Annotated in this window: 20 protein-coding genes; 13 read left to right on the top strand and 7 right to left on the bottom strand. The window is 48.9% G+C overall.

Translation table 11 applies throughout. The features are described from left to right. The first annotated feature begins 57 nt into the window (after positions 1 to 57). The 10 genes from AC2EXB_RS03595 to AC2EXB_RS03640 all read left to right on the top strand — a co-directional run bounded on the left by AC2EXB_RS03595 (position 58) and on the right by AC2EXB_RS03640 (position 13820). Entirely contained in the window at positions 58 to 1356 is a 1299-nt protein-coding gene (locus tag AC2EXB_RS03595) for an ABC transporter substrate-binding protein (RefSeq protein WP_483603689.1), read from the top strand. A 105-nt stretch (positions 1357 to 1461) separates the two neighbouring features. Then, positions 1462 to 2322, top strand: a complete 861-nt coding sequence (locus tag AC2EXB_RS03600) for a carbohydrate ABC transporter permease (protein WP_483603691.1) — start codon at positions 1462 to 1464, stop codon at positions 2320 to 2322. After that, complete coding sequence (locus AC2EXB_RS03605) at positions 2322 to 3137, top strand: carbohydrate ABC transporter permease (RefSeq protein WP_251479050.1); 816 nt, start codon at positions 2322 to 2324, stop codon at positions 3135 to 3137. The genes AC2EXB_RS03600 and AC2EXB_RS03605 overlap by 1 nt, the downstream gene beginning before the upstream one ends. A 12-nt stretch (positions 3138 to 3149) precedes the next feature. Continuing rightward, positions 3150 to 4169 carry a LacI family DNA-binding transcriptional regulator gene (locus AC2EXB_RS03610; protein WP_483603693.1) on the top strand — a complete coding sequence of 340 codons (1020 nt, stop codon included), beginning with the start codon at positions 3150 to 3152 and terminating at the stop codon, positions 4167 to 4169. Between the two features lie 13 nt (positions 4170 to 4182). Then, on the top strand, positions 4183 to 5802 hold the full coding sequence (locus tag AC2EXB_RS03615; RefSeq protein ID WP_483603695.1) for a glycoside hydrolase family 13 protein: 1620 nt from the start codon (positions 4183 to 4185) through the stop codon (positions 5800 to 5802). Positions 5803 to 5900: 98 nt separating this feature from the next. Beyond that, entirely contained in the window at positions 5901 to 7928 is a 2028-nt protein-coding gene (locus AC2EXB_RS03620) for a penicillin-binding transpeptidase domain-containing protein (protein WP_483603697.1), read from the top strand. A gap of 157 nt (positions 7929 to 8085) precedes the next feature. Beyond that, on the top strand, positions 8086 to 9309 hold the full coding sequence (locus tag AC2EXB_RS03625; protein ID WP_483601356.1) for an ISL3 family transposase: 1224 nt from the start codon (positions 8086 to 8088) through the stop codon (positions 9307 to 9309). Between the two features lie 457 nt (positions 9310 to 9766). Continuing rightward, the gene (locus tag AC2EXB_RS03630; RefSeq protein WP_235198287.1) at positions 9767 to 10246 is read left to right on the top strand and encodes a MarR family winged helix-turn-helix transcriptional regulator; all 480 of its coding nucleotides are present in this window, start codon (positions 9767 to 9769) and stop codon (positions 10244 to 10246) included. After that, positions 10240 to 11964 (top strand): ABC transporter ATP-binding protein, encoded by a 1725-nt coding sequence (locus AC2EXB_RS03635; protein WP_483603700.1) that lies wholly within the window; start codon positions 10240 to 10242, stop codon positions 11962 to 11964. Before AC2EXB_RS03630 ends, AC2EXB_RS03635 begins: the two co-directional genes overlap by 7 nt. Beyond that, on the top strand, positions 11961 to 13820 hold the full coding sequence (locus AC2EXB_RS03640) for an ABC transporter ATP-binding protein (RefSeq protein WP_483603702.1): 1860 nt from the start codon (positions 11961 to 11963) through the stop codon (positions 13818 to 13820). The genes AC2EXB_RS03635 and AC2EXB_RS03640 overlap by 4 nt, the downstream gene beginning before the upstream one ends. Before the next feature lie 488 nt (positions 13821 to 14308). On the opposite strand, the gene hutG is transcribed toward AC2EXB_RS03640, so the two are convergent. The 5 genes from hutG to AC2EXB_RS03665 all read right to left on the bottom strand — a co-directional run bounded on the left by hutG (position 14309) and on the right by AC2EXB_RS03665 (position 19958). Beyond that, a complete protein-coding gene (hutG, locus tag AC2EXB_RS03645) occupies positions 14309 to 15247 on the bottom strand; it encodes a formimidoylglutamase (protein WP_483603704.1) in 939 nt (312 codons plus the stop codon). 137 nt (positions 15248 to 15384) lie between these two features. Then, positions 15385 to 15774 carry a hypothetical protein gene (locus AC2EXB_RS03650; protein ID WP_235198291.1) on the bottom strand — a complete coding sequence of 130 codons (390 nt, stop codon included), beginning with the start codon at positions 15772 to 15774 and terminating at the stop codon, positions 15385 to 15387. A 15-nt stretch (positions 15775 to 15789) separates the two neighbouring features. Then, on the bottom strand, positions 15790 to 17175 hold the full coding sequence (locus AC2EXB_RS03655) for a sensor histidine kinase (RefSeq protein ID WP_483603706.1): 1386 nt from the start codon (positions 17173 to 17175) through the stop codon (positions 15790 to 15792). Next, positions 17172 to 17843: a response regulator transcription factor gene (locus tag AC2EXB_RS03660; protein ID WP_235198294.1), complete on the bottom strand. Its 672-nt coding sequence runs from the start codon at positions 17841 to 17843 to the stop codon at positions 17172 to 17174. The genes AC2EXB_RS03655 and AC2EXB_RS03660 overlap by 4 nt, the downstream gene beginning before the upstream one ends. A 66-nt stretch (positions 17844 to 17909) precedes the next feature. After that, complete coding sequence (locus tag AC2EXB_RS03665) at positions 17910 to 19958, bottom strand: MMPL family transporter (protein ID WP_483603709.1); 2049 nt, start codon at positions 19956 to 19958, stop codon at positions 17910 to 17912. 259 nt (positions 19959 to 20217) lie between these two features. Between AC2EXB_RS03665 and AC2EXB_RS03670 the strand changes: the two genes are divergently transcribed. The 3 genes from AC2EXB_RS03670 (at position 20218) to AC2EXB_RS03680 (ending at position 22773) form a co-directional block, all read left to right on the top strand. Further along, complete coding sequence (locus AC2EXB_RS03670; RefSeq protein ID WP_483603711.1) at positions 20218 to 20820, top strand: type 1 glutamine amidotransferase family protein; 603 nt, start codon at positions 20218 to 20220, stop codon at positions 20818 to 20820. Between the two features lie 637 nt (positions 20821 to 21457). Next, entirely contained in the window at positions 21458 to 21787 is a 330-nt protein-coding gene (locus AC2EXB_RS03675) for an ArsR/SmtB family transcription factor (RefSeq protein WP_483603713.1), read from the top strand. Positions 21788 to 21822: 35 nt separating this feature from the next. After that, positions 21823 to 22773 carry a cation diffusion facilitator family transporter gene (locus tag AC2EXB_RS03680; RefSeq protein WP_483603715.1) on the top strand — a complete coding sequence of 317 codons (951 nt, stop codon included), beginning with the start codon at positions 21823 to 21825 and terminating at the stop codon, positions 22771 to 22773. Between the two features lie 65 nt (positions 22774 to 22838). Here AC2EXB_RS03680 and AC2EXB_RS03685 read toward each other — a convergent pair whose 3' ends face one another. Both AC2EXB_RS03685 and AC2EXB_RS03690 read right to left on the bottom strand, forming a co-directional pair. Continuing rightward, complete coding sequence (locus AC2EXB_RS03685; protein ID WP_235198297.1) at positions 22839 to 23099, bottom strand: hypothetical protein; 261 nt, start codon at positions 23097 to 23099, stop codon at positions 22839 to 22841. 65 nt (positions 23100 to 23164) lie between these two features. Continuing rightward, positions 23165 to 23506: a hypothetical protein gene (locus AC2EXB_RS03690; protein WP_483603717.1), complete on the bottom strand. Its 342-nt coding sequence runs from the start codon at positions 23504 to 23506 to the stop codon at positions 23165 to 23167. Positions 23507 to 23707 lie beyond the last annotated feature (201 nt).

Raw genomic sequence — 23707 nt, forward strand, 5'->3', positions numbered from 1 at the left:
TTTATTTGCTACTTTGTGCAATCGTTTGCACAAACCAAAACAAAGGGGGATTTACACATGAAGGAGTTTAAGTTCAGCAAAGGGTTGCTCGCATCATTGCTTTTGACGACAGGGATTTTGGCAGCATGCGGAAACGGGGAAGAGGCTTCCTCATCGGACGAAGATAAAGTCACGGTTGATATTTTCCAATTCAAAGTTGAGTTCAAAGACCAGTTTGAAGATGTGGTCGCTTTATACGAAAAAGAAAACCCCGACGTTAACATCGATATCACAACCGTCGGCGGCGGAGAAGATTACGGCGCAGCACTTCGTTCGCGCTTCGCTTCAGGCAACGAACCGGCAATCTTTAATATCGGCGGACCGCAGGACGTTGCGGACTGGAAAGACAATTTAGCGGATTTGACAGATACGGATGCAGCAGGCGCGGCGCTTGATGGAACGCTTGATGGTGTGACGGTCGAGTCTGAAGTTCTTGGATTGCCTTATAACCAGGAAGGCTACGGTTTCATCTACAATACGCGTTTGTTTGAAGAAGCGGAAATCGATCCAGCTTCGATCACGGATTTTGCAAGCTTGGAGGAAGCTGTGAAGACGCTTGACTCGAAAAAAGACGAGCTTGGGCTTGATGCAGTATTCGCATTGCCAGGGAAAGAAGCTTGGGTAACGGGGCTTCACTTGTCCAATACATTCATCGCACCTGAATTCGACCACAATGTACTCGATGCATTCGATGCACCAAAAGTGGAATTTGAATACGGCGATGCATTCAAAAAGATTCTAGATCTTCAAAACGACTATTCGGCACAGCCGACAGTGAGCTTGGATTACTCGCAGCAAGTGGAGGAATTGTTCTCACTTGAGCGTGTGGCGATCATTCAGCAAGGAAACTGGGTTTACGGTTCAATTGCCGGCATCGACCAGGAACTTGCAGACAGCGGCGTCGGCATGATGCCGATTCCGGTTGAAGGCTACGACGAAGGCGGACTTCCGGTCGGCGTTCCGATGTATTGGGGCGTCAACTCGAACCAGGACGACGAAGTGGTGGAGGCATCTAAAGATTTCTTGAACTGGCTGTATACTTCAGATGCAGGGAAAAAAGCGGTACTCGAAGACTTTAAATTCATCCCGGCTTACGAAGGCTACGATACAACAAAAATCACAGATCCAATGTCCAAGGCAATCTATGAAGCAGCTGAATCCGGCAACACGATCGGCTGGGTATTCATGGGCTATCCAACTGGATGGGGCGAAGATGTTCTTGGCGCCAATATCCAGAAATACTTGAGCGATGAAGCGGACTGGGAAGAAGTCGTGGATTCTGCTAAAGAAGCTTGGGAAACTGAACGCAGCAAATAACTCAGTTGGCGCTTCTGCCCAACTGGCCAACCGAGCAAAGCAGCCTGCGTGCTGCTTTGCTTTCTCTTTACCGGTTTTCTCCAATGAAAGGATGTGCTGACCAAAATGCGCACAAAAGATATTTCCTACTGGCTGTTCCTGGCTCCGGTGTTGATTGCTCTATTCTTAGTGGTTGTCGTGCCGATGCTATTGGGCGTCTATTATTCATTCACTTCTTGGAACGGCATTGTCACAGGTGATTTTGTCGGACTTCAGAATTACATCGATTTGTTCAAAGACGAGCGTTTCATGGACGCGCTCTGGTTTACTACGAAATTCTCGATTGTCTCCGTCATTTTGATCAACGTCATCGGCTTGTCGCTTGCGTTGCTTGTCACTTCTTACTTAAAGACCAGCAAATTGCTGCGGACGATTTTCTTCATGCCGAACTTGATCGGCGGCTTGATCCTCGGATTCATCTGGCAGTTTATCTTCATTAAAGTATTTGCGAGCGTCGGTGAAATGATCGGCATGGAAAGCCTGCAAGGCTGGCTTTCAACAACCGAAACCGGATTTTGGGGACTGGTCATTTTGATGAGCTGGCAAATGGCCGGCTACATTATGGTCATCTACATCGCTTACTTGGAAGGCATGCCGAAAGAATTGCTTGAGGCGTCAGAAATCGACGGGGCTTCGACAGTCCAGCGTTTCCGCTATATCGTGTTCCCGCTTGTTGCACCGGGTTTCACAGTCAGTATGTTCCTGACCTTATCAAATGCGTTCAAGCTATACGACCAAAACTTGTCGCTGACTGGCGGCGGACCGTTCAACTCGACGGAAATGGTCGCAATGGAAATCTTCAAAACGGCGTTTACACAAAATGATTTTGCTTTTGCGCAAGCGAAAGCGGTCGTGTTCTTCATCATCGTCGCGATTATCGCTCTCCTGCAAGTTTATTTCAATAAACGCAAGGAGGTCGAAATGTAATGCGCAAAAAAAGAAATTACAAATTAGAGATCCTCGGGATTTTCCTCGCTTTGATTTGGCTGGCGCCATTTTACTTGATGATCGTCAACTCGTTCAAATCGAAACGGGAAATTTTCACCAATACGATCAGTTTGCCTGAATCGTGGAATCTGGACAATTACATAGAGGCGTTCCAGGAACTCGATTTTCTTCGGACTTTATTCAACTCCTTGCTTATCACGATTTCGAGTGTGGTCTTGATCATCATCTTTTCAGCAATGGCGGCATATGCACTGTCCCGCGTGAAAAGCAAAATCAGCACCATTCTTTTCTTCACCTTTGTAGCAGCGATGCTGATTCCGTTCCAATCGGTGATGATTCCACTTGTGACGGTATTCGGACGATTTGAAATGCTGAACCAGGGCGGATTGATTTTCATGTATATCGGTTTTGGGGCAAGTCTTTCGATCTTCCTTTATCATGGCGCATTGAACAATATCCCGAAATCATTGGATGAAGCAGCGACGATTGACGGAGCGAACCGCTTCCAGGTGTTCTGGTTTATCATCTTCCCGATCTTAAAGCCAATCACAGTAACGGTCGCAATCCTCAACATCATCTGGATTTGGAACGATTACCTCTTGCCGTCTCTGGTCATCAATACGCCAGGCAGCGAGACGATTCCGCTTAAGATGTTCTTCTTCTTCGGCGAATATACGAAGCAATGGCATTTGGCAATGGCTGGTTTGACCTTGGCAATCGTGCCTGTCATCATCTTCTATTTCTTCGCTCAGCGGTCGATCATCAAAGGGGTATCAGATGGAGCGGTGAAATAAGGAGGTGCGGTCATGGCGATTACGATTAAGGATGTAGCAAAGCGCGCGGTGGTGTCTCCGGCCACGGTTTCACGGGTCATTGCGGACAATCCGCGCATCAGCGAAAAAACGAAAAAGAAAGTAAGGGAAGCGATGGAAGAGCTCGGATATTTTCCGAATTTCCAAGCCCGAAATTTAGTGGCCCAACGGAGTCAAACCCTTGGCGTTATTATGGCGAACTCTGCTACACTGGCTTTTCAGAATCCTTTTTTTCCGGAAGTTCTCCGGGGAATTTCGGTCAGCGCGCACAATAGCCAATTCGGCCTTTATTTGTCGACAGGCGCAACCGAACAGGAAGTTCTGGAAGAAGTGAAAGCGATGGCGCAAGGGAAAAAAGTGGATGGCATCATCTTGCTTTACTCGCGCATCGGCGACAAAGTCATGGAGTATTTGAACGATAGCGGCTTGCCGTTTTCGATGGTCGGCCGCCCTTATAAAAATGCGCATCAGATTTCATACGTCGATAACGACAATGTCAGAAATGCCCGCGATGTGGTCGAGTATTTTATCGGGCTCGGGCATAAGCGGATCGCTTTTGTCGCTGGCGAAAACGATTTTGTCGTTTCCATCGACCGTTTGGAAGGCTACCAACAAGCACTAGCCGCACATTCATTGGATTTTGACTCTCAGTACATCGTCACACAGGAAATGATGCAAGGCCACGGACCAAAAGCGATTCTCCAGTTAATGAAGCTTCCGGAGCCGCCGACAGCAATCGTCACGCACGATGATTTGGTGGCATACGAAGTGATCGGCTATTTGGAGGACCTTGAAATCAATGTGCCTGGCGATATATCGATTATTGGGTTCAATAATCATACATTATCGGAACATTTAAAGCCGCCGCTGAGTTCCGTCGACATTTCCATTTACGACTTGGGGCTCGAAGCGGCGAATTTAGCCATAGAAAAAATAATGGACAAGACAGCACCTGCGAAACAAGTCGTCGTCTCGTCGCGGTTGATTGAACGCGGATCGTGTCAAAGTCTTTGAAAGGGATTTAGTTATGAATAAGAAATGGTGGAAAGAAGCAGTCGCATACCAAGTATATCCGCGGAGTTTTATGGACTCAAACGGCGATGGCATCGGAGATTTGAATGGCATCACAAGCAAATTGGATTATTTGAAAGACTTGGGCATCGATGTGATCTGGATTTGTCCGATGTACAAATCGCCGAACGACGATAACGGCTACGACATCAGCGACTACCAGGACGTTTTGGAAGAATTCGGGACGATGGAAGATTTCGACCGCTTGCTTGAAGAAGTGCATGCGCGCGGCATGAAGCTGATCATCGATTTGGTCATCAACCATACGAGCGATGAGCATCCTTGGTTTACCGAATCGCGGTCGTCGAAAGACAATCCGAAACGCGACTGGTACATCTGGCGCGACGAACCGACAAACTGGGAAAGCATTTTCGGCGGTCCGGCCTGGGAATTTGATGAAGGGACAGGGCAATATTATTTGCACCTTTTCTCGAAGAAGCAGCCGGATTTAAACTGGGAAAACCCGGAAGTCCGAAGAGCATTATTCGATATGGTCAATTGGTGGCTCGATAAAGGTGTTGACGGGTATCGTGTAGATGCCATCAGCCACATCAAAAAAGACTTCACCAATATGCCGAATGCAGAAGGCAAAGAATATGTGCCGGCTTGGGAAAAGATGATGAATGTCAACGGCATCCAGCCGCTGCTTGCGGAACTCCGCGATGAGACTTTTGCAAAATACGACATCATGACCGTCGGGGAAGCGAATGGCGTACAAGCGAAGGATATCGAAGAATGGGTCAGCGAGGAAGACGGCAAATTCAATATGGTCTTCCAGTTTGAAGATATGGGCCTTTGGAACACCGAACTTGAAAATGGCATCAATGTGCGCGGCGTGAAAGAAGTGCTGACACGCTGGCAAAAAGGCGTAGAAGGCATCGGCTGGAATGCGCTGTTCATTGAAAACCACGACCGCCCGCGCATCGTCTCGACTTGGGGCAATGACAAGGACTACTGGCGCGAAAGTGCGACGGCTCTCGCGTGCATGTATTTCTTCATGCAAGGGACGCCGTTCATCTACCAAGGCCAGGAAATCGGCATGACCAATGCGCCGTTCAATGAAATCGAACATTATAACGATGTGAAGACCCATAATCTTTATTTCTATAACCGCGCAAACGGCATGGACCATGATTCCGTCATGACCTTGATCAAAGCGACAAGCCGTGACCATTCACGCACACCGATGCAATGGAATGCAAGCGGCCATGCCGGATTCTCGACCGCTCTTCCGTGGATCGGCGTCAATCCGAACTACGATTGGCTGAACGTGGAAGCGCAGCAGCAAGATCCGCGCTCCATCCTTTCGTTCTATAAACAGATGATCTGGATGCGCAAGCATATGGACGTGCTGGTATACGGCAGCTACGAGCTTGTCGAGCTCGGCCATGAATCGGTTTATGCGTATCTTCGGGAAGATGAGAACGATAAAGTGCTTGTCGTTTCAAACCTCGGCCAGCATGCTTGCCTATGGGATGAGCCGGAAGACGCAAACTTGCTGCTTGCGAACTATTCTCATATTGAACCGCAGCAATTGCTCCCTTACGAAGCACGTGTCTATAAATTAGCGAAATGATACTTGCCCGACATCCTTTTCCAAAGGCTGTCGGGTTTTGTTTTCTTCTTATAGAAATATTGGTAATATAAAGAAAAGAATTTGTTAGGAGGTTCAATATGAAGAAAATCTTGTTCGGCTTCTTGGTTTTATTCCTCATAGCCGTGCTTGCGGGCTGCCAGGAAAAAACGACGCCGGAAGAGCGATTGGCCGAATACATAAGCCATTGGAATAAAGGCGAATTCGCCGATATGTATAACGACTATTTAAATGCCGGAACGAAAGAAGCTTTTCCAGCGGAAGAATTTGTCGGCCGGCAAGAAAAGCTCCAAGAGGACCTTGGCATAGATAAGATGGAAGTCACCTACGAAAAACCGGCAGAAGATGCCGAGTGGGATCCTGAAAAACCAGCGGAATTCCCGATCCATGTGAAAATGGAAACGATGGCGGGTCCGGTAGAATTTGATAAAACGATCACGCTGTTAAATGAAACACGGGGCGACGAAGAGGGGTGGTTCGTGGAATGGGACCAGTCGTTCATTTTCCCGGAACTCGAACGCGATGATGAAATCGGCTTTACCCGGATTCCGGCATACCGCGGTGAAATTGTGGACCGCGACGGCTTAGTGCTGGCGAAAAACGGCACTGGCTACAGCATCGGCATCGTGCCGGAGAAATTGACGGACCCGTCGAAGAAAACGGAAATCGCTAAACTGCTCGGAACAACCGTCGAAGCAATTGATGCGGAATTGAACCAGTCATGGGTCAAACCTGAATTATTCGTGCCAATCGGCAAGACCGCCGCAACGAATGGCGCTTTGATCGATAAATTGGTCGCGATTCCGGGAATAGGGGCGCGCACGATTGAAATGCGCGAATATCCATACGGTCCGGCAATGGCGCATCTTACCGGCTATACCGGCGCCATTTCAGCGGAGCAGTTAGAAGAGCTGAAAGACAAAGGCTATACCGAAACTGATCAGATCGGCCGCCGCGGCTTGGAAAGTTTGCTTGAAGACCGCCTGCGCGGAACGGACGGCATGCAGATTTACATCAAGAAACCGCAGGAAAACGCAGAGCCGGTCATTATTGCGGAACAGGAACCGGTAGAAGGCGAGACGGTGAAGCTGACGATTAACGCTTCGCTTCAAAAAGCGGCCTACGATTCCATGAAGGGCGAAACGGGCTCAGCCGCTTCAGTCGATCCAAAAACGGGAGAAGTGCTGGCACTTGTCAGTTCGCCCGCCTATGACCCGAACGAATTTGTCACCGGCATAAGCGGCGCCCGCTATAAAGCATTAGAAGAGGATGTGAAAAACCCGCTCTTCAACCGCTTTGCCCAAAGCTATGCACCGGGTTCGACGATGAAGCCGATCACCGCGGCGATTGGCATGGAAGCGGGAACGTTGAAGCCGGAAGAAGGCTTGACGATCAACGGCCAAACGTGGCAAAAAGAAGAGTCATGGGGTTCTTACCGGGTTTCGCGCCTTCACCCGGAAGTGCCAAACCCGATTGATTTGAATAAATCCTTGGTTTACTCGGACAATATTTACTACGCGCAGCAAGCCCTTAAAATGGGGCGTGAAACGTTTACTGAAGGCTTGAAGAAATTCGGCTTCGGGGAAACCGTGCCATTGGAAGCGATGGAATTGACGCCTTCGCAAATTTCCAATGACGGCAGCATCGGTTCAGAAGGCCAGCTAGCGGATACTTCGTTCGGGCAAGGCCAGATGCTCGCAAACATTCTGCATCTCGCAATGATGTATGAACCGTTCGTGACGGACGGCACCATGTTGAAGCCGACGCTCCTCTTCGATGAAGAAGATGCGCAAGTTTGGAAAAAAGATTTGATGAGTCCAGAGACGGCGGCAACGCTTCGCACAGCGATGCGCAATGTCGTAGTCGATGGCTATGCACAGTCAGCGAATCTCGACAACATCCCGCTTGCCGGCAAAACCGGCACCGCCGAATTGAAAGCGGCCGGCGAAGCACGCGGCAAAGAAAATGGATTCTTCGTTTCTTTCAACACGAAAGATCCGAAATTCATCTTAGCGATGATGGTTGAAAACGTCGAAGACAACGGCGGCAGCGATTACGTCGCAGCAATGGCTGCAGAAGTCTATAAATTGATGGCGACGAGCCGTTAAGCAAATAAATGAAGGAACTGCCACGCGGCGATTCCTTTTTTTTAGGTTCTACACTAATTGTTGGGGTGTTGAAACAATTCGGCCCAAAAAAAGACACGCAATCTCCAAACTCTTTTATACTTGAAATGTCGAATAACAAGTAAAGAAGAGGAGATGCGTGCACTTGAATTTTACCATGAAATTTCCCGGATTAGAAGATGTGAAAATCATGAAGATGGAACAGGTGGAGGACCGGGTGGCCCTGCATGTGGAGTTGGAAGTGAAGGCACACCGTTGCCCGCGTTGCCAGGAGAAGACCCGGCGTGTCCACGATTACCGGATCCAAAAGATCAAACACCTGAAATGGTTTGAACGCCAGACTTACCTTTTCTATAAGAAGAGACGCTACGTATGCGGGGCGTGCGGCAAGAAATTCGCCGAACAGAATTCATTCATCGGCCGCTATCAACGGTTCTCAAAAGAGTGGAACCAAGCGGTTCATGTGCGCAGCGTCAAGGCGAAAACGTTCAAGGAAGTGGCCGGACAATACGGCGCTTCCGCTTCGACCATCGTTCGGCGTTTCGATCTGGTGGCGCTCCAGGAAGTTACTGAAACCGCAAAATTACCGCGTGTGATCGCCATCGACGAATACAAAGGCGACACCCGTGAAGGAAAGTACCAACTGATTATCGCCGATGGCGAAACGAGAGAACCGATCGATATCCTGCCCAACCGGAAAAAAGAGACGATCAAACAGTATCTCCAACAGCACGGAGCTGCGGTGGAAATCGTCGTCATGGACATGAGCCATTCCTTTAAAGCCGCGGTCAAAAAAGCACTCGGCAAACCGGTGATCATCGCCGATCGCTTCCACTTCTGCCGGTACATTTACTGGGCGCTGGACGCGGTCCGCAGACGCGTGCAGAAAAGTTGGAACGACTATGACCGCAAAAAAGGCAAACGGATGCGCTACGTCTTTTACAAAAACAGTGAGAAGTTAACCGAAAAGGACCGTTGGTACTTGAAGCGGTATCTTGAAATGGATGAGGAGCTCAAACGAGCATACGAACTGAAGGAAGCGTATTGCACGTGGTTTCAGGCAAGCAAAAAAAGAGATCCCGAGGAAATCCTCAAGACCAAAGAAGCGTTGCTGGAATTTTATCGGCTGGTGGAACAAGCGGGCATTCCCGAGTTCCAGAAAGCCATGGGCACCTTCCGAAACTGGCAGACGGAAATCTTGAACAGCTTCTCGTTCAAGTATTCCAATGGTTTCTTGGAAGGCATCAATAACCTGACAAAAGTGATTAAGCGGAACGCGTTCGGCTTTCAGAATTTCGAACGCGCCCGCGCCAAAATACTACTGACACACAAGTATAAGAATATGGGAGTTCACGTTGGTTAGAGTGAGGAAGATTTCACCTCACCCCAACATTTGACGGAGAACCTTTTTTTATGGGTGGAAGTTGATTTCGGAAGGGAATGGGTTGATTTCGCAGGGGGTGGAGGTGATTTCGAAGTGCTTCGGGGTGATTTCGTCAGCAAGTTGGGTGAATTCATCAGTTCAGAAGATCAAAGTCAAAAGACGGCTGCCAAGCATCCCGCTCTGCGGAATGCGATAAAGAAAAAGAGCTTTGAGGGGAACCCATGCAAATTTAAGGATAACTCAAAAGCAATTGCGAGCAACTTAAACAAATTTAAGGGAAACTCAAGAACTTTTTCGAGCAACTCAATCAAGTTTGCGAGCAACTCACCTCAAGCTCAATCAATTGACTACCCACAAATTTAGCAGTATATTAAATGAACCAAAACGAACAGTTCCAAAATGAACAGTTTAATTTCGAAGAGAAAGAGGCGGCGAAATGATTCAGCAAGATGAGAAATTTTTAAAATCGGCGCAGCTATTGCGCTCATTTTCGGGCATTCACCGGAACATGCTTCGCTTTGTCCAAAAGACGGCAGCGGACCACGGCTTGTCGATGCCGCAGTACACAATATTGATGACGCTCGCGCGAACGACCGAAATGACCCAGAAAAAGATCGGGAAGAAGACCATGCTTCCAAAAAGCACCTTGAGCCAAGCGGTTGACGGATTGGTACGGGATGGCTTGATCAACCGGGAACAAGTGGAAGGCAACCGGCGGGAAACGCTGTTGTCGCTAAGTCCGCTTGGCGCCGAATTAATCGAGAAAATTCATCAGCATGAAGGCGGCGTCCATCAAGTGTTTCAGGAAATCACAGAGTCGCTGTCAGAGGAGCAATACGAAAAATTGCTGGAAGCCCACCAGCACATCAATGAAAAATTAACGAATAAACAACAAGAGGAGCGGCATAAATGCTGAAAATATTAAAGAACTTAGCACCTTATAAATGGCTTGTCGCAGCCGTTGTGGTGTTGATATTCGGGCAGTCGATGGCGGATTTGTTCTTGCCGACCTTGATGGCTGATATCATCGACAACGGGGTAGTCAAAGGAAATATTCCTTATATTTGGGAAATCGGCGCATGGATGCTGCTTATCTCGGCTCTTGGAGCTGTAACAGCGATAACCGCCAGTTTTTATTCATCCAAAGCAGCAATGGGCATGGGGCGCGATTTGCGCCGCAAAGTATTCAATCATGTAGAAAAATTCTCTTTGCAGGAATTTGACGAAGTCGGAACGGCATCGCTTATTACGCGGACGACGAACGACATCACGCAAATCCAGCAAGTGGTCATCATGCTCTTGCGGATGGTCATCAGTGCACCGATCATGCTGACAGGCGGATTGATCATGGCGATTTCAAAAGACGCGAAATTGTCGCTGGTCATCGTCGCCGCAATGCCGGTATTGGTCGGCGCAATTCTGCTCATTTTGAAAAAAGGGGTGCCGCTTTTCCAGGAAGTCCAGAAACGCTTGGACCGTTTGAACCTGGTGCTCCGCGAGAACTTGACGGGCATCCGTGTGGTGCGCGCGTTCAACCGGGAAACGGAAGAAAAAGTACGGCTTCAAAAAGCGAACCGCGAATTGACCGATGTATCGATCCGGATCAATAAAATCATGGCATTCATGATGCCGATCATGATGCTCGTCATGAACTTGACCGTTGTCGGTGTCATCTGGTTCGGCGGCATCCGCATCGATAATGGCGGCATGCAGATCGGTGATTTGATGGCGTATATCCAGTACGTCATGATGATCATGTTCGCACTCGTCATGGCATCGATGATGTTCATGATGGTGCCGCGAGCAGCTGTCTCAGCGAAGCGGATCAACGAAGTATTGGACATGAAACCGGCGTTCCAGGATCTGGGCGACGAAAAAGCAGACCGCGAACGCGGCACGCTGGAATTCGATAACGTCACATTCAGCTACCCGGGTGCAGAAGAGCCGGCACTCAGCGATATTAGCTTTAAAGCGAAGCCGGGTGAAATCACCGCAATCATTGGCGGAACCGGTTCCGGGAAATCGACGCTGATCAACTTGATCCCCCGTTTCTACGATATTACAGATGGAACAATCCGCGTCAATGGCGTCGACATTCGCCAAGCGACGCAAGATGAAGTGCGTTCAAAACTGGGCTTCGTGCCGCAGAAAGCGGTTCTGTTCACCGGCTCGATTGCTGACAATATCCGCTTTGGCAAGAAAGACGCGACACAGGCGGAACTCGATCATGCGGCTTCAATTGCGCAAGCGACCGAATTCATCAGCGGATTGAAAGAAGGCTACGCTACGGAACTCGAGCAAGGCGGCTCGAACTTATCGGGCGGCCAGAAACAGCGGCTTGCCATCGCGCGCGCACTTGTCCGGAAACCGGATATTTATATTTTCGACGACAGCTTCTCTGCGCTTGATTTCAAGACAGACGCGAAGCTGCGCGCGGCTTTGAAAGACGAAACGAAAGACGCAACGGTGCTATTAGTCGCACAGCGCGTCAGTACAGTAGTCGATGCTGACCGCATCATCGTTCTTGAAAAAGGACGCATGGTCGGCATGGGCACTCACGAAGAATTAATGAAGAACAACGAAGTCTACCGAGAAATCGCGTATTCCCAGCTGTCAGAGGAGGAAATCGCATGAGTAATGGAAAACGGCCTCAAGGCGGGCGCCCCGGCGGCGGACATCCGGGCGGACCTCCCGGCATGTCGATGCCTGGAGAAAAACCGAAGAACTTCAAAGCGACGTTCAAGCGTTTATTGCGCTATTTAAAACCGCGCCAAAAACGGCTCATCGCCGTATTTATTGCGGCGATCCTATCGACGGTCTTCATGATCGTCGGCCCGAAAATCATGGGGATGGCCATCACGGAATTGTTTGAAGGGGCATACAATAAGCTGACGGGATCCGGCACCGGCATCGATTTCGGCACCATCGGCCAGATTTTGTTGCTGCTCGCTGGGCTCTATGTATTCAGCAGTTTGTTCAACTACATCCAGCAATACATCATGTCGACGGTCGCGCAAGATACGGTGTATGACCTCCGGCAAGATGTGAATAAAAAATTGGAAAAGCTGCCGCTCAATTATTTCGACAGCCGGCCGAACGGGGAAATCCTCAGCCGCATGACGAATGACATCGATACGATCGGCAGCACCTTGCAGCAAAGTTTGACGCAATTCATCACTTCCGTTGTGACGCTGGTCGGGATCATCATCATGATGCTGACGATCAGTCCATGGCTGACCTTGATCGCATTCGTCTCGCTGCCATTATCGCTATTCGTCATCCAGCCGATTTTGAAACGGTCGCAAAAGCAATTCGCGAACCAGCAAAAATCGCTTGGTGAATTGAACGGCCACATCGAAGAAATGTACACCGGTCATTCCGTAGTGAAAGCGTTCGGCCATGAGAAAAAAGCGGTGGAACAATTTGATGAGGTCAATGAAGAATTGTATGAAGCGGGGCGCAAAGCCCAGTTTATCTCCGGGATCATCCAGCCGTTGATGACTTTGATCGGGAACTTCAGCTACGTCGTCATCAGTGTAGTCGGCGGGATTCTCGTCACGCAGCGTGCGATTTCAATCGGGGATATCCAGGCTTTCATTACGTACTCGAAACAGTTCACACAGCCGATCATGCAGACGGCGAATATCGCGAACATCATCCAATCGACTGTTGCCGCAGCAGAACGCGTCTTCGAACTGTTGGATGAACAAGAAGAACAGAAAGAAAGTACAGCGCTGCACTTGGACCGTGCAAAAGGCGAAGTCGTTTTCGAAAACGTCGACTTCGGCTACGGCGAAGAGCTGCTGATCGAGAACTTGAACATCCATGTTGCACCCGGACAGACGGTCGCCATCGTTGGTCCGACGGGTGCCGGCAAGACGACCTTGATCAATTTGCTGATGCGTTTCTATGAATTGAACGACGGCAAGATTGAAATCGACGGCCTCGATACACGGGACATGTCGCGCAATGAACTGCGGCAAAACTTCGGCATGGTGCTGCAGGATACGTGGCTCTTCAACGGCACGATCCGCGACAATATCGCTTACGGCAAAAACGGCGCAACCGAAGAAGAAATCGTCGCTGCAGCGGATGCTGCGCACGCCGATCATTTCATCCGCACCTTACCGGATGGCTACGATACGGTATTGAATGAAGAAGCATCGAATATTTCGCAAGGCCAAAAGCAATTATTGACGATTGCGAGAGCGATTCTCGCCGATCCGCCGATCATGATTTTGGATGAAGCGACATCAAGCGTCGATACGCGGACCGAAATCTTTATCCAAAAAGCGATGAACCGCTTGATGGAAGGGCGCACGAGTTTCGTTATCGCCCACCGCCTATCGACCATCAAAGACGCCGATCTGATCTTGGTCATGGACAAAGGGAATGTGATCGAACAAGGAACACATACCGAATTGCTCGAACAAGCCGGCTTCTATGCTGATTTGTACAATAGCCAGTTTGCTGAGAAAGTGGCCATATAAGTGGAGAGACCCCTTGCGCAATTGATGCGTGAGGGGTTTTTTGTGAGTGGGATGATTTCGAGGAGTAGGGGGGTGACTTCGCAAAGTTAGGGGGAACTCATCGTAGTTATAGAGCAACTCATCCACTTTTGAGGGAAACTCAAGAAAGTTTGCGAGCAACTCGCCCAAAAGACTAATTTGAAAAAGCCGTCACCAAGGTGACGGCTTCCTTAAGGGATGGGACATTTTTCGCGCGGCGAAAAATATCCGCTTTTACGCTCTTGATCGGGTTTTTGCAAACAAACTGGCGGATTCTGCAAACAAACTTCAATATTGCGCAAATAACCATGCGTATTACGCAAACAAAAGCAGTTATTCCGCAAACAAAGTCTAAAATCCCGCAAACAAGCCACACTCCGCCGTCACTCAAAACGCCCTCAAACAAAAAAAGGCATGAAGAGGATCGATCCTCTCCATGTCTTATGTATCGCTTCTCAAAGCAAGTTACATCAATGAAACGCCGCCAGCATTTCAGCCAGTAAGTAAGCAGCGAGTTTCGCAGTCTTGCCGTGTTCATCGAGTTCCGGATTGACTTCGCATAAATCGAAACTGATAATTTTTTCATTCGCGACGATATGCCAAAGCAATTGCCGCACGATTGCCGGCTCCAACCCGAAAGGCGACGGAGCCATGACACCAGGTGCGTACAAGGAAGACAAGGCATTCATTGACAAGCTTAAGAAAACTGCGTCGTGTTCATGGCAGAACGCATCAATAACGGATTGGGCTTGCTGGATATTGCCCATCGCAAACTCTTCAGCCAAGACAAAGCGGGCGCCCAACGCTTCTGCTTTATTGAACATGGCGCGGGTATTTGCGAGCGGCTGGATACCGAGTGCAAGCAAGCTGCTGTTTTCATCAGTTTCAAGAATTTGGCGGAACATCGAGCTTGCAGTCGGCGGTTCCGCCTCGCGCAAATCGAAATGCGCATCGATGGTGATGATGCCGATTTTGGCATCAGGTCCAACAAATCGGCGAACGCCTTGGTAATGGCCGTATGCCGTTTCGTGTCCGCCTCCTAAAATGATCGGAATCGTTGATTGCAGCAGGCGTTCAACATGTTCGCCGAGTTCGCGTTGCGCCTTTTCCATCGCATGGCCTTTGCACATCACGGCACCGACATCGATTGTCTGGCGGTCGCCGAGGTGGTAAGGAAGATCCGCAAGGTGGCGGCGGATTTCGTTCGAAGCTTCTGCAGCCCCGGGTTTCCCGCCGAGGCGCCGAACGCCTTCGTCGCATTCAAAGCCGAGAATGGCAAAAGGCGAGCCTTCTGCCGGCACTTCATCCGTGCCAAGAAATTCGACGGCCTGGTGAAAATAAAAACTGTGGCGGTCAGTTTTGCTGTCGATGCGTCCATGCCAAAAATGTGATTTCGGTAATTTATACAAATCCAACACCCCCGGGTTAATGGAATTTTGTCATTTAGAAAAGCTTTTTCACTTCTTATTCTTTATTGTAATGAATTTTTGATTTCTTTGCTCAAAAAAATCCCCTCAGAAAGAGAAATCTGAGGGGACGACGCATTTTATTCTTTTTCTGTCACGAACGTTACGACCAAGAATAGGAAGAACGCGATCAGCAGCAAGCTGCCGCCGACGATAAAGTAAATCATGACAAAGGTTTCATTCCAGTTGAACGGGTTTAAATTATACAGCCACATGCCGCTTGTCAGCATGAATGCACCGGCCATAGCGAAGATGCTGTGGATGGTGACAAGCTTTTTAAAGCGCACTGTGTAGACGCGGTAGAAAATGCCCCACGCAAAAACCGATAGCCAGCCGACGAGTAGAATATGGGCGTGGATCGGACGAAGGGAATAGTCCATTTCCCCAGCCATCATCGAACCTAAAAACGTACCGAATAGCCCGAAGACTGCTGCAAATTGAATTAATCGTAAACTCCAAACTTTTTCCATCTTAAATTCCTCCTATCAAATTTCATCTAACGCGAAGCGGATCGTGAACGTGCTGCCGACACCGACTTCACTGCTAACGTCAACCATTCCATGATGCAAAGCGACAATCTGTTGGACAATGGACAGGCCAAGTCCCGTGCCGTCTTTTTTGCGGGCGGCATCGACCCGGTAAAAGCGGTCGAACAGCTGGCCGATTGCCGGTTCGCTGATTCCGATGCCGCTGTCTTTAAACTCCACAACCACTTCATGCTCGAATGATTGCAGGGTAATTTCAATGCTGCCTCCGGGTTTATTGTACTTAATGGCATTGGTCAATAAATTCTCCCAGACGTTTTCGAGCAGTTCCGCATCCCCAAAGAACGAAAGGGGAGCGAGCTTATAGGAAATGTCGATGTCTTCTTCTTCCAGGCGCCAGCGGTATTTCTGGATGACGCGCTTCAATTGTTCATCGAGCGGGAACGCTTTTCGTTTCATCGGATACGCGCCTTGGTCCAGGGAAGTGAGCAGCAGCAATTGCCGCGTCAAACTCGATAGTCGCTTTGCTTCCTGGTCGATGATGGCCGTGTAGGCGAGCCGGTCGCTTTCAGGCAGGTTCGGCGACGCCAGCAGATCCGCATAGCCCTGGATATTCATGAGCGGCGACTGGAAATCGTGCGACACATTGCTGATAAAGGATTTGCGCGCGAGATCGTTATGCTTCAATTGGGTCTGCATCAAGTTAAAGCTCTCCGACAATTGGCCGATTTCATCGTTTCGCTGGATATCCAGCGGGTAATTGTAGTTTTCCTGCGCGATGTGTTTGGTCGCTTCGGTCAATTGGACAATCGGGCGGGTCAATTGCCGGGCGAGCCAAATCATGCCGGCAATGCTGACGATCGCAATGGCCAAGATGAAAGCGATCAACACCGAATGGATATCAGCGCCGACCAATTTCGTATCTGGACGGATAAAGAGCCCATACGCTTCACCTTCAAAAGTGAAAGGCACCCCGACGGTATTATGAAGCTTATTGGTGAAATGGGCAATCATGAAAATCCTGCTCGACAAATTGTCGAGGCCCGTGTAAATTTCGCCATCCGTCAAGACGCGCTCAGCTTCCTCCGGCAATTCGATATTGTCAAAAGCGTCTCCGTAAAAGGTCTTTTGCCCAGTACTGTCCACGATGGCTATTTGATAGCCGAGATTCGACACCGACTCCAGGTAGCTGTTAAAACTGTCTTGGGAATGCGGCGCCATATTCAGGCTGGAGACAATTTCTTCTGCAATATCAAGATTCTGCTCGGTGGCCTGTTCTTTCATGACCGTCAAATAGAAGGCGTTCGCCAATGTAAAGCCGATCACAACGGCAACGAGCAAAATGAACAAGGTTGCAACGATAAACTGGCGGTATAAAGTTTTCATTTCGGTGCCTCGAGCTTATAGCCGATGCCGCGAAGCGTATGGATTTCAACATCGGCCCCGTAGCGTTTCAGCCGGTCGCGGATGCGGTTGATATGCGTATTCAAGGTCATTTCGTTGCCATCGTGGTCTTCGCCCCAGACGTATTCCATCAAAAGGGGACGCGGCGTCGCCTGATTGGCGCGCGACACGAGAAGCGACAGCAATTCGAATTCCTTCAGCGGCAAGATCAAGGTTTCATGGCCGATCGCCACTTCGAAATTGCGGCGGTTGATCGACACATTGCCGGCCTGCAAGTTTTCCTGCACCGCGCGTTCAGAACGCCGCAGCACGACCGCTACCCGGAACAGCAATTCCTTCGGTTCGAACGGTTTCACCATATAATCTTCGGTACCTGATAAAAAGCCTTTTTCTTTGTCTTCCAATTGGCCTTTCGCAGTCAATAAAATCACCGGTATTGCCAAGTCCTGTGTCAGAATACGGGTCAATTCAAAGCCGTCCATGCCGGGCATCATCACGTCGACAATCGCCAAATCGACCTGGACTTCCTCCAACAGCAATAAGGCTTCTGCCGCATCGTTGGCACGGAACACCATATAGCCTTCTTTTTCAAGGTGGATCACGACCAATTGCTGGATATATAAGTCGTCGTCAACGACCAGTATTTTCATTGAGAATCCTCCTGTCAGTAAAAAGTCCGGCGCATACGCCGGCCGGACTCTTTTATTATGAAGGGTTTACTCCTCTTTTTCAAAAAACAATATCAACGCTGGAAGCAGCATGCCGTGCACTAAGAACGTATCGATCAAAATACCGATCGAAACCATGAAGCCGAAAACGAACAAATCGGCGATTGGCATCGTCGTCAAAGCGGCGAATGTAGCGGCCAAGATGATGCCGGCAGAAGAAATGACGCCGCCGGTATTCCGAATGGCGATTTCAAGGGCATCTTTGACTTTGTGCATTTTGCGTTCTTCCATGAAGCGCGAGACTAGAATGATGTTGTAATCGATGCCGAGCGCGACCAGGAAGATGAACGCATATACCGGAACGCGGGTACTAATCGCTTCAAAGCCGAACAACACATCGACAAGGAAAATCCCGAGCCCAAGTGCCGATACATAAGACAAGAGAATCGTTGCCATCATGTAAATCGGCATTTTCCACGAACGGGTCAAGGCGAACAACAGCACGAGGATCAGTAAAGTCTCGAGTATGACAATCTTATAAATGTCGCTGTTATTTACTTCACGTTCATCCACGTATTTCGGAGTGATGCCGCCGAAATACGTATCGCCGTCAATGGCCGCGTCTTCAAGCAAGGCGTCGCTGTCGCCGCGCAATTGCTCAACGAAATCAAGCGCTTCGCTCGAATACGGGTTGAGTGACAAGGCAACGCTGTATTTCACAGCAGTGCCGTCTTCCGTTTGGCCGGACAAACGGGCCGACGCAACTTCTTCGTAAGCCGTCAATTGTTCAGAAAGAGCAGCAGCTGCTTCTTCTGAAATCGGTTCATCGCTTTCCACCAGCAAAGTGGACGGCGCGATTTCGCCTTTATCGAAATTCTGTTCAACAATTTCATAGCCGACGCGGGAAGGCATGTCTTCAGGGAATGACTTCACCGTATCAAATTCAAAATCCAGGTTCAGCACATTCAAAGCTGAAATGATCATCAAGACAGCGACAAGTCCGCCGGAAAGCAAGGGTTTATTGACCACAAATTTTGCGACCGGCCCCCAGATGCCGTGCTTCACTTCTTTTGCTTGGCCGTATTTCGGCACTTTCGGCCAGAACGCTTTGCGGCCGAATAGCGTGAAGAGTGCCGGGATCAATGTAATAGACGCAATCATGATGATGAATACAGCAGTTCCGAAGATCGGTGCAAAGTTCGCGTAATCGCGGAAGTCTGCAAAGAACAAGATCAACATCGCTGCAAGAACGGTACCGCCAGCGAAGAACACCGGTTCACCTGTTGCGCGCATGGCGTGTTTCATCGCTTCGTATTTACTTTCATAATGATTCAGTTCCTCGCGGAAGCGCGAGAAGACAAATAGCGAATAGTCGATGACTGCCGCAAACAAGAGAATGCTCATGATCGACGTCGTTTGGCTCGTCAATTCAAGTCCGGCTGATCCCATAAACGCCAAGGTCTGGTTCACGACCTGGTACACAATGATGGTCGCAAGCAGGGGAATGAACGCGAGTAACGGCGAACGGTAAATCACGATCAACAGGACCAAAATGATCAACACCGTCGCGATCAATAAAACAAAATCCGCTTCTTCAAATAGTTTCACCGTATCGCCGGCAATTCCAGCCGGTCCGGTGATGTAGAATTCCGTATTGTCATAGCCAGCAGCAATGTCGCTGCCGATAGCAGAAGCTTCGTCGTTGATTTCCGCGAAGTCCGCACTGCCGAGTCCGGCTTCAAGCGTCATCGGGATGATCATCGTCGATTTGTCTTCAGAGAAGAATCCTTCAAGAACAGGCGGGGGCAATTGGCTAATGTCGACAATCGAGTCGACTCCTTCAAGATTTGCCTCGGTGATGCTCGCAAGGATTTCCGTAGTGGCTTCGAGATCCACTTCGCCTTCGCTATTATGGAAGACTAAAATTCCCGGCGTTCCTTGGTCATTCGGGAAGTATTCCTCCAGTTTGTTGTCGGCGATGATCGATTCCGCATCATCCGGCAGCGATTGGAAATTCGCCACTTTGTAGTCGTTGATGCGCGGGCCCATGCTGAGTCCGAGCATCAAGACCACCCAGAAGATCAAGGTGATCGTCATCCCTTTTTTCGCCGAGACTCAATCCGTGATCGGGTTCAAAAATTTGTTCATCTTATGACACTCCTTTTCCAGTTTCAGAATCATACCTTCCATAGCATAGCTGACCAATATAAATTGAATATCAATTTTTCGTGGCAAGAATTTGAATAATAAAAGAAAGAATATTGTGTATAATTACGCTTCGAAAGTGGTATAATTTGAATGAATTAGAAAGTATGTTCGGCTTTGTGGAATCGATTTTTGAAAGGGAGCGGTTAGAGTGGAGAAAGTTTTATTCGTGGTGCTTGAAGAATATGCGGACTGGGAAGCGGCATCCGTTGCGGCAGCATTGAACGAAAAGCCGGAACAAGGGGAAAAGAAGTATGAAGTGAAAACCGTATCACTGACGAAAGAGCCCGTGACTTCCATCGGCGGCTTCCGGACATTGCCGGACTACGCACTCGATGAAGTGGAAGATGATTTTGCCGGATTGATTTTGATCGGCGGAAATTCGTGGCGGAAAGAAGAAAGCAAACCGGTCATTGAGCTAGTGCAAAAAGCGTTGGATGCAGATAAAATCGTTGGGGCGATTTGCGACGGAACGGTCTTTCTCGGCATGAACGGCATTTTAAATAGCAACGGCCACACGAGCAATTATTTGCCGGAGCTGCAGGAAGCAGCTGGTGAAAATTACACAGGCGAAGGCCGCTACCTTGAACAGCAGGCTGTGCGAGACGGCAACCTCATCACAGCGAACGGCTCCGCCTATCTGGAGTTCGGAAAAGAAGTTTTAACGGCACTCGAATCGGCGCCGCAAGAAGAAATCGACGAATGGTACGATTTCTTCAAAAAAGGCTATTACGAATTTTACGCAAGCAAATAAGGGTTTATTCGCGTGCAAAAGCATCCTTTTGAAGGGTGCTTTTACAGTGTGTTGAAAAAGACAGAAACTAACTTAAGTTTCATTAAAGAATCTGATATTCCGCAAAACAGCTACGCTTTCCAGCGGGCTCACGCCCAATCCTCCTCGTTCGCTGTGCTCTCTGCGGTGTATCGGTCGACTCGCTAAGCCGCAGGAGTCTACGCTGTTTTGCTCCATATCTCTAGCACCGGTGCGGTTCCGGACTGGGCGTAGCAATAAGACGAGTGGTCTTCTCGGCTTATTGTGGGAGCCTTGTCCATAGCGCCGAAGTGCGGTTTATAGAAGCAAAAGCTCTAATTCAACGAGTTTCTTGACAACCTGCAACAGCATCCTTTTGAAGGGTGCTTTTTTGTCTGTCTGGGGGAGTCGGGAGTATTCAGGTGAAAGTTGAGAGAATCATAATAGAAGTTGGGAGTATTAAAGCGAAAGTCGGGAGTATTTCATAAGAAGTTGGGAGTAAATCAACTTCAAGATCCATAAAAAAAATAAGCGCGGTAAAAGCTTATTCTCACTAAGGATGTTTGAAATAATCCGTATATGAGTATATACTAATATATACATATAGAAGAATCACCCGACAGAAAGCGAGGCGGAAAAGATGAAAGAAACCAACGACACGCTAGCGCTCGACAACAACAGCGATTTGGACGAGGAGACTTTATTCGTCGCGTCCCAGACTTTTAAAGCACTCGGCGACCCGACGCGGATCCGCATTTTGAATCTGTTATCCCAGCGGGAATATGCGGTCAATGACATTGCTGAAACTTTGCAGCTTCGCCAGTCGACGGTCTCGCATCAGCTGCGCTTCCTGAAGAATTTGCGGCTCGTGAAATACCGGCGGGAAGGCACGACGTTGTACTACTCGCAGGATGACGATCACGTCATGAGCCTGCTCAAGATGACGATCGATCACGCCAGCCATAATTGAGATGAAAAATAAACGACAGCGGGGAGGTTTTTCAGTTGGCGCATAACCATGACCACGGGCATGACCATAGGCACGGAGCAAATAAAAAAGCATTGGTCATCAGCTTTATCATCATCACCACCTATATGGTAGTTGAAGCCATTGGGGGGTATTTGACGAACAGTTTGGCCTTGCTTGCGGATGCGGGGCATATGCTGAGCGATTCGATTTCGATGGGCATCGCGATTCTTGCATTTACGCTGGGCGAGAAAGTGGCAGATTACAGCAAAACCTACGGCTATAAACGCTTTGAAATTCTGGCCGCGGTTTTTAACGGCGTCACACTCGTACTGATTGCGCTTTATATTTTCTATGAAGCGTACCACCGCTTTGCGAATCCGCCTGAAGTGGCATCTGGCGGCATGCTCGCGATCGCTTTTGTCGGGCTGCTCGTCAATGTCATTGTGGCCTGGATCTTGATGCGCGGAGGCGATACCGAAGAAAATCTGAATGTGCGTGCCGCTTTCCTCCACGTCCTTGGCGATTTGCTTGGTTCAGTCGGAGCGGTAGCAGCGGCGCTTCTCATCATGTTCTTCGGTTGGGGCTGGGCGGATCCGCTTGCAAGCGTGATCGTCGCTGTTCTTGTGTTGATCAGCGGCTGGCGCGTGACAAAAGATGCGGTTCATATCTTGATGGAAGGCACGCCGAAAAACATCGACCTCGATGACATCATCCAGACGATGGAAGCCGTGCAGGGAGTGGAAAGCATCCATGACTTGCATGCCTGGTGCATCACGAGCGGACACAATGCTTTGTCTTGCCACGCGGTCGTCGACGGTGAGCTGTCGGTGCAGGACAGCCAGAAAATTCTCCGGACGATTGAACACGAACTCGCGCATAAAGGAATTGGCCATGTGACCATCCAAATGGAAAACCGAAGCCATCCGCATGAAAACGAATTATTGTGCAAAAGTGAAGGCGAATCTTCTGTCCATCATGCACATTAACTCCATCAGAAAAATAAAAAACGCGTGGACCAGGAAATCACCTGATCCACGCGTTTTTGTGTTGTTCATCGGAGCGCTTGATGCGCCAAATGCTCGTCTTCTTTTTTTACGTAGAAATCGTATTGCGCATTATTGGTTTCGGCAGCACGGACAAAAGGAATATCGCTGCCAGTCGACCCTAAGGAACTTGCATTTATTTTTCGTACGGCATCAAATGATACGCCGTGCATCTGGAGCTGATCGGCGGCACGGAAATACATGTCGTGCCCGAACGCAGTGTGAACCAAACATTTCTTTTCGAAAAAGAGAAATCGGACCAGTCCCATGATGGAAAACCCCTTCCTGAAACAGCTTTATCCATTATACGGCTGGATTCGGAAAAGGTTTCTCTTTAAACGAAAGTCTCTTCTTCCGGCTGGCCAAGCTTATCGGTCAATGTCCGGTAAATATCCTCGAAATGCTTGCCTTCATACCACATCTTGTTATACGCAGCGGAACGGATGAGCGCTTCTTTGTCCGCTTTCACGACTTCGATCTGGACGGTACTGCTGCGCCCCGTTTCGTCAATTTCCCGGCGTTTCTCTTCGATGAAAGCAGCAGAGTTCGGCGGCTCATATTCTTTGAAAGCTTCTACCACTTCATTGAAAACCGTAATTGTGTCTTCCTCACTTCGAAACAGCCAGAAATAATCTTTCTTTTCCTGCGCTAACCGCAAGTTCAATTGATAATGCATATGCGTTCCTCCTCGGTTCATAAAATCTGCAATGTAGTCATTCTATACCCGAAAGGCAAACGGTGAACCCTTGTTCTTTAGAATAGAAGAAGGCCCATAAAAGCAATTCAATCCTCTATTTTCTGCTTGAGCAACAATTTTTACTGCTTAAGCAAGGAGCTGGAAAATCCGATTTAATGACATGATTTCATGAAAAGATGA

It is taken from the genome of Planococcus alkaliphilus (assembly GCF_057031095.1).

What these genes read in the sequence shown, in the direction of transcription:
- AC2EXB_RS03595 (WP_483603689.1), top strand. Translation starts at nt 58, where the DNA reads ATGAAGGAGTTTAAGTTCAGCAAAGGGTTGCTCGCATCATTGCTTTTG.
- AC2EXB_RS03685 (WP_235198297.1), bottom strand. Translation starts at nt 23,099, where the DNA reads ATGGGACTGGTCCGATTTCTCTTTTTCGAAAAGAAATGTTTGGTTCAC.
- AC2EXB_RS03660 (WP_235198294.1), bottom strand. Translation starts at nt 17,843, where the DNA reads ATGAAAATACTGGTCGTTGACGACGACTTATATATCCAGCAATTGGTC.
- AC2EXB_RS03630 (WP_235198287.1), top strand. Translation starts at nt 9,767, where the DNA reads ATGATTCAGCAAGATGAGAAATTTTTAAAATCGGCGCAGCTATTGCGC.
- AC2EXB_RS03635 (WP_483603700.1), top strand. Translation starts at nt 10,240, where the DNA reads ATGCTGAAAATATTAAAGAACTTAGCACCTTATAAATGGCTTGTCGCA.
- AC2EXB_RS03640 (WP_483603702.1), top strand. Translation starts at nt 11,961, where the DNA reads ATGAGTAATGGAAAACGGCCTCAAGGCGGGCGCCCCGGCGGCGGACAT.
- AC2EXB_RS03610 (WP_483603693.1), top strand. Translation starts at nt 3,150, where the DNA reads ATGGCGATTACGATTAAGGATGTAGCAAAGCGCGCGGTGGTGTCTCCG.
- AC2EXB_RS03620 (WP_483603697.1), top strand. Translation starts at nt 5,901, where the DNA reads ATGAAGAAAATCTTGTTCGGCTTCTTGGTTTTATTCCTCATAGCCGTG.
- AC2EXB_RS03650 (WP_235198291.1), bottom strand. Translation starts at nt 15,774, where the DNA reads ATGGAAAAAGTTTGGAGTTTACGATTAATTCAATTTGCAGCAGTCTTC.
- AC2EXB_RS03655 (WP_483603706.1), bottom strand. Translation starts at nt 17,175, where the DNA reads ATGAAAACTTTATACCGCCAGTTTATCGTTGCAACCTTGTTCATTTTG.
- AC2EXB_RS03690 (WP_483603717.1), bottom strand. Translation starts at nt 23,506, where the DNA reads ATGCATTATCAATTGAACTTGCGGTTAGCGCAGGAAAAGAAAGATTAT.
- AC2EXB_RS03675 (WP_483603713.1), top strand. Translation starts at nt 21,458, where the DNA reads ATGAAAGAAACCAACGACACGCTAGCGCTCGACAACAACAGCGATTTG.
- AC2EXB_RS03665 (WP_483603709.1), bottom strand. Translation starts at nt 19,958, where the DNA reads ATGACGATCACCTTGATCTTCTGGGTGGTCTTGATGCTCGGACTCAGC.
- AC2EXB_RS03600 (WP_483603691.1), top strand. Translation starts at nt 1,462, where the DNA reads ATGCGCACAAAAGATATTTCCTACTGGCTGTTCCTGGCTCCGGTGTTG.
- AC2EXB_RS03615 (WP_483603695.1), top strand. Translation starts at nt 4,183, where the DNA reads ATGAATAAGAAATGGTGGAAAGAAGCAGTCGCATACCAAGTATATCCG.
- AC2EXB_RS03605 (WP_251479050.1), top strand. Translation starts at nt 2,322, where the DNA reads ATGCGCAAAAAAAGAAATTACAAATTAGAGATCCTCGGGATTTTCCTC.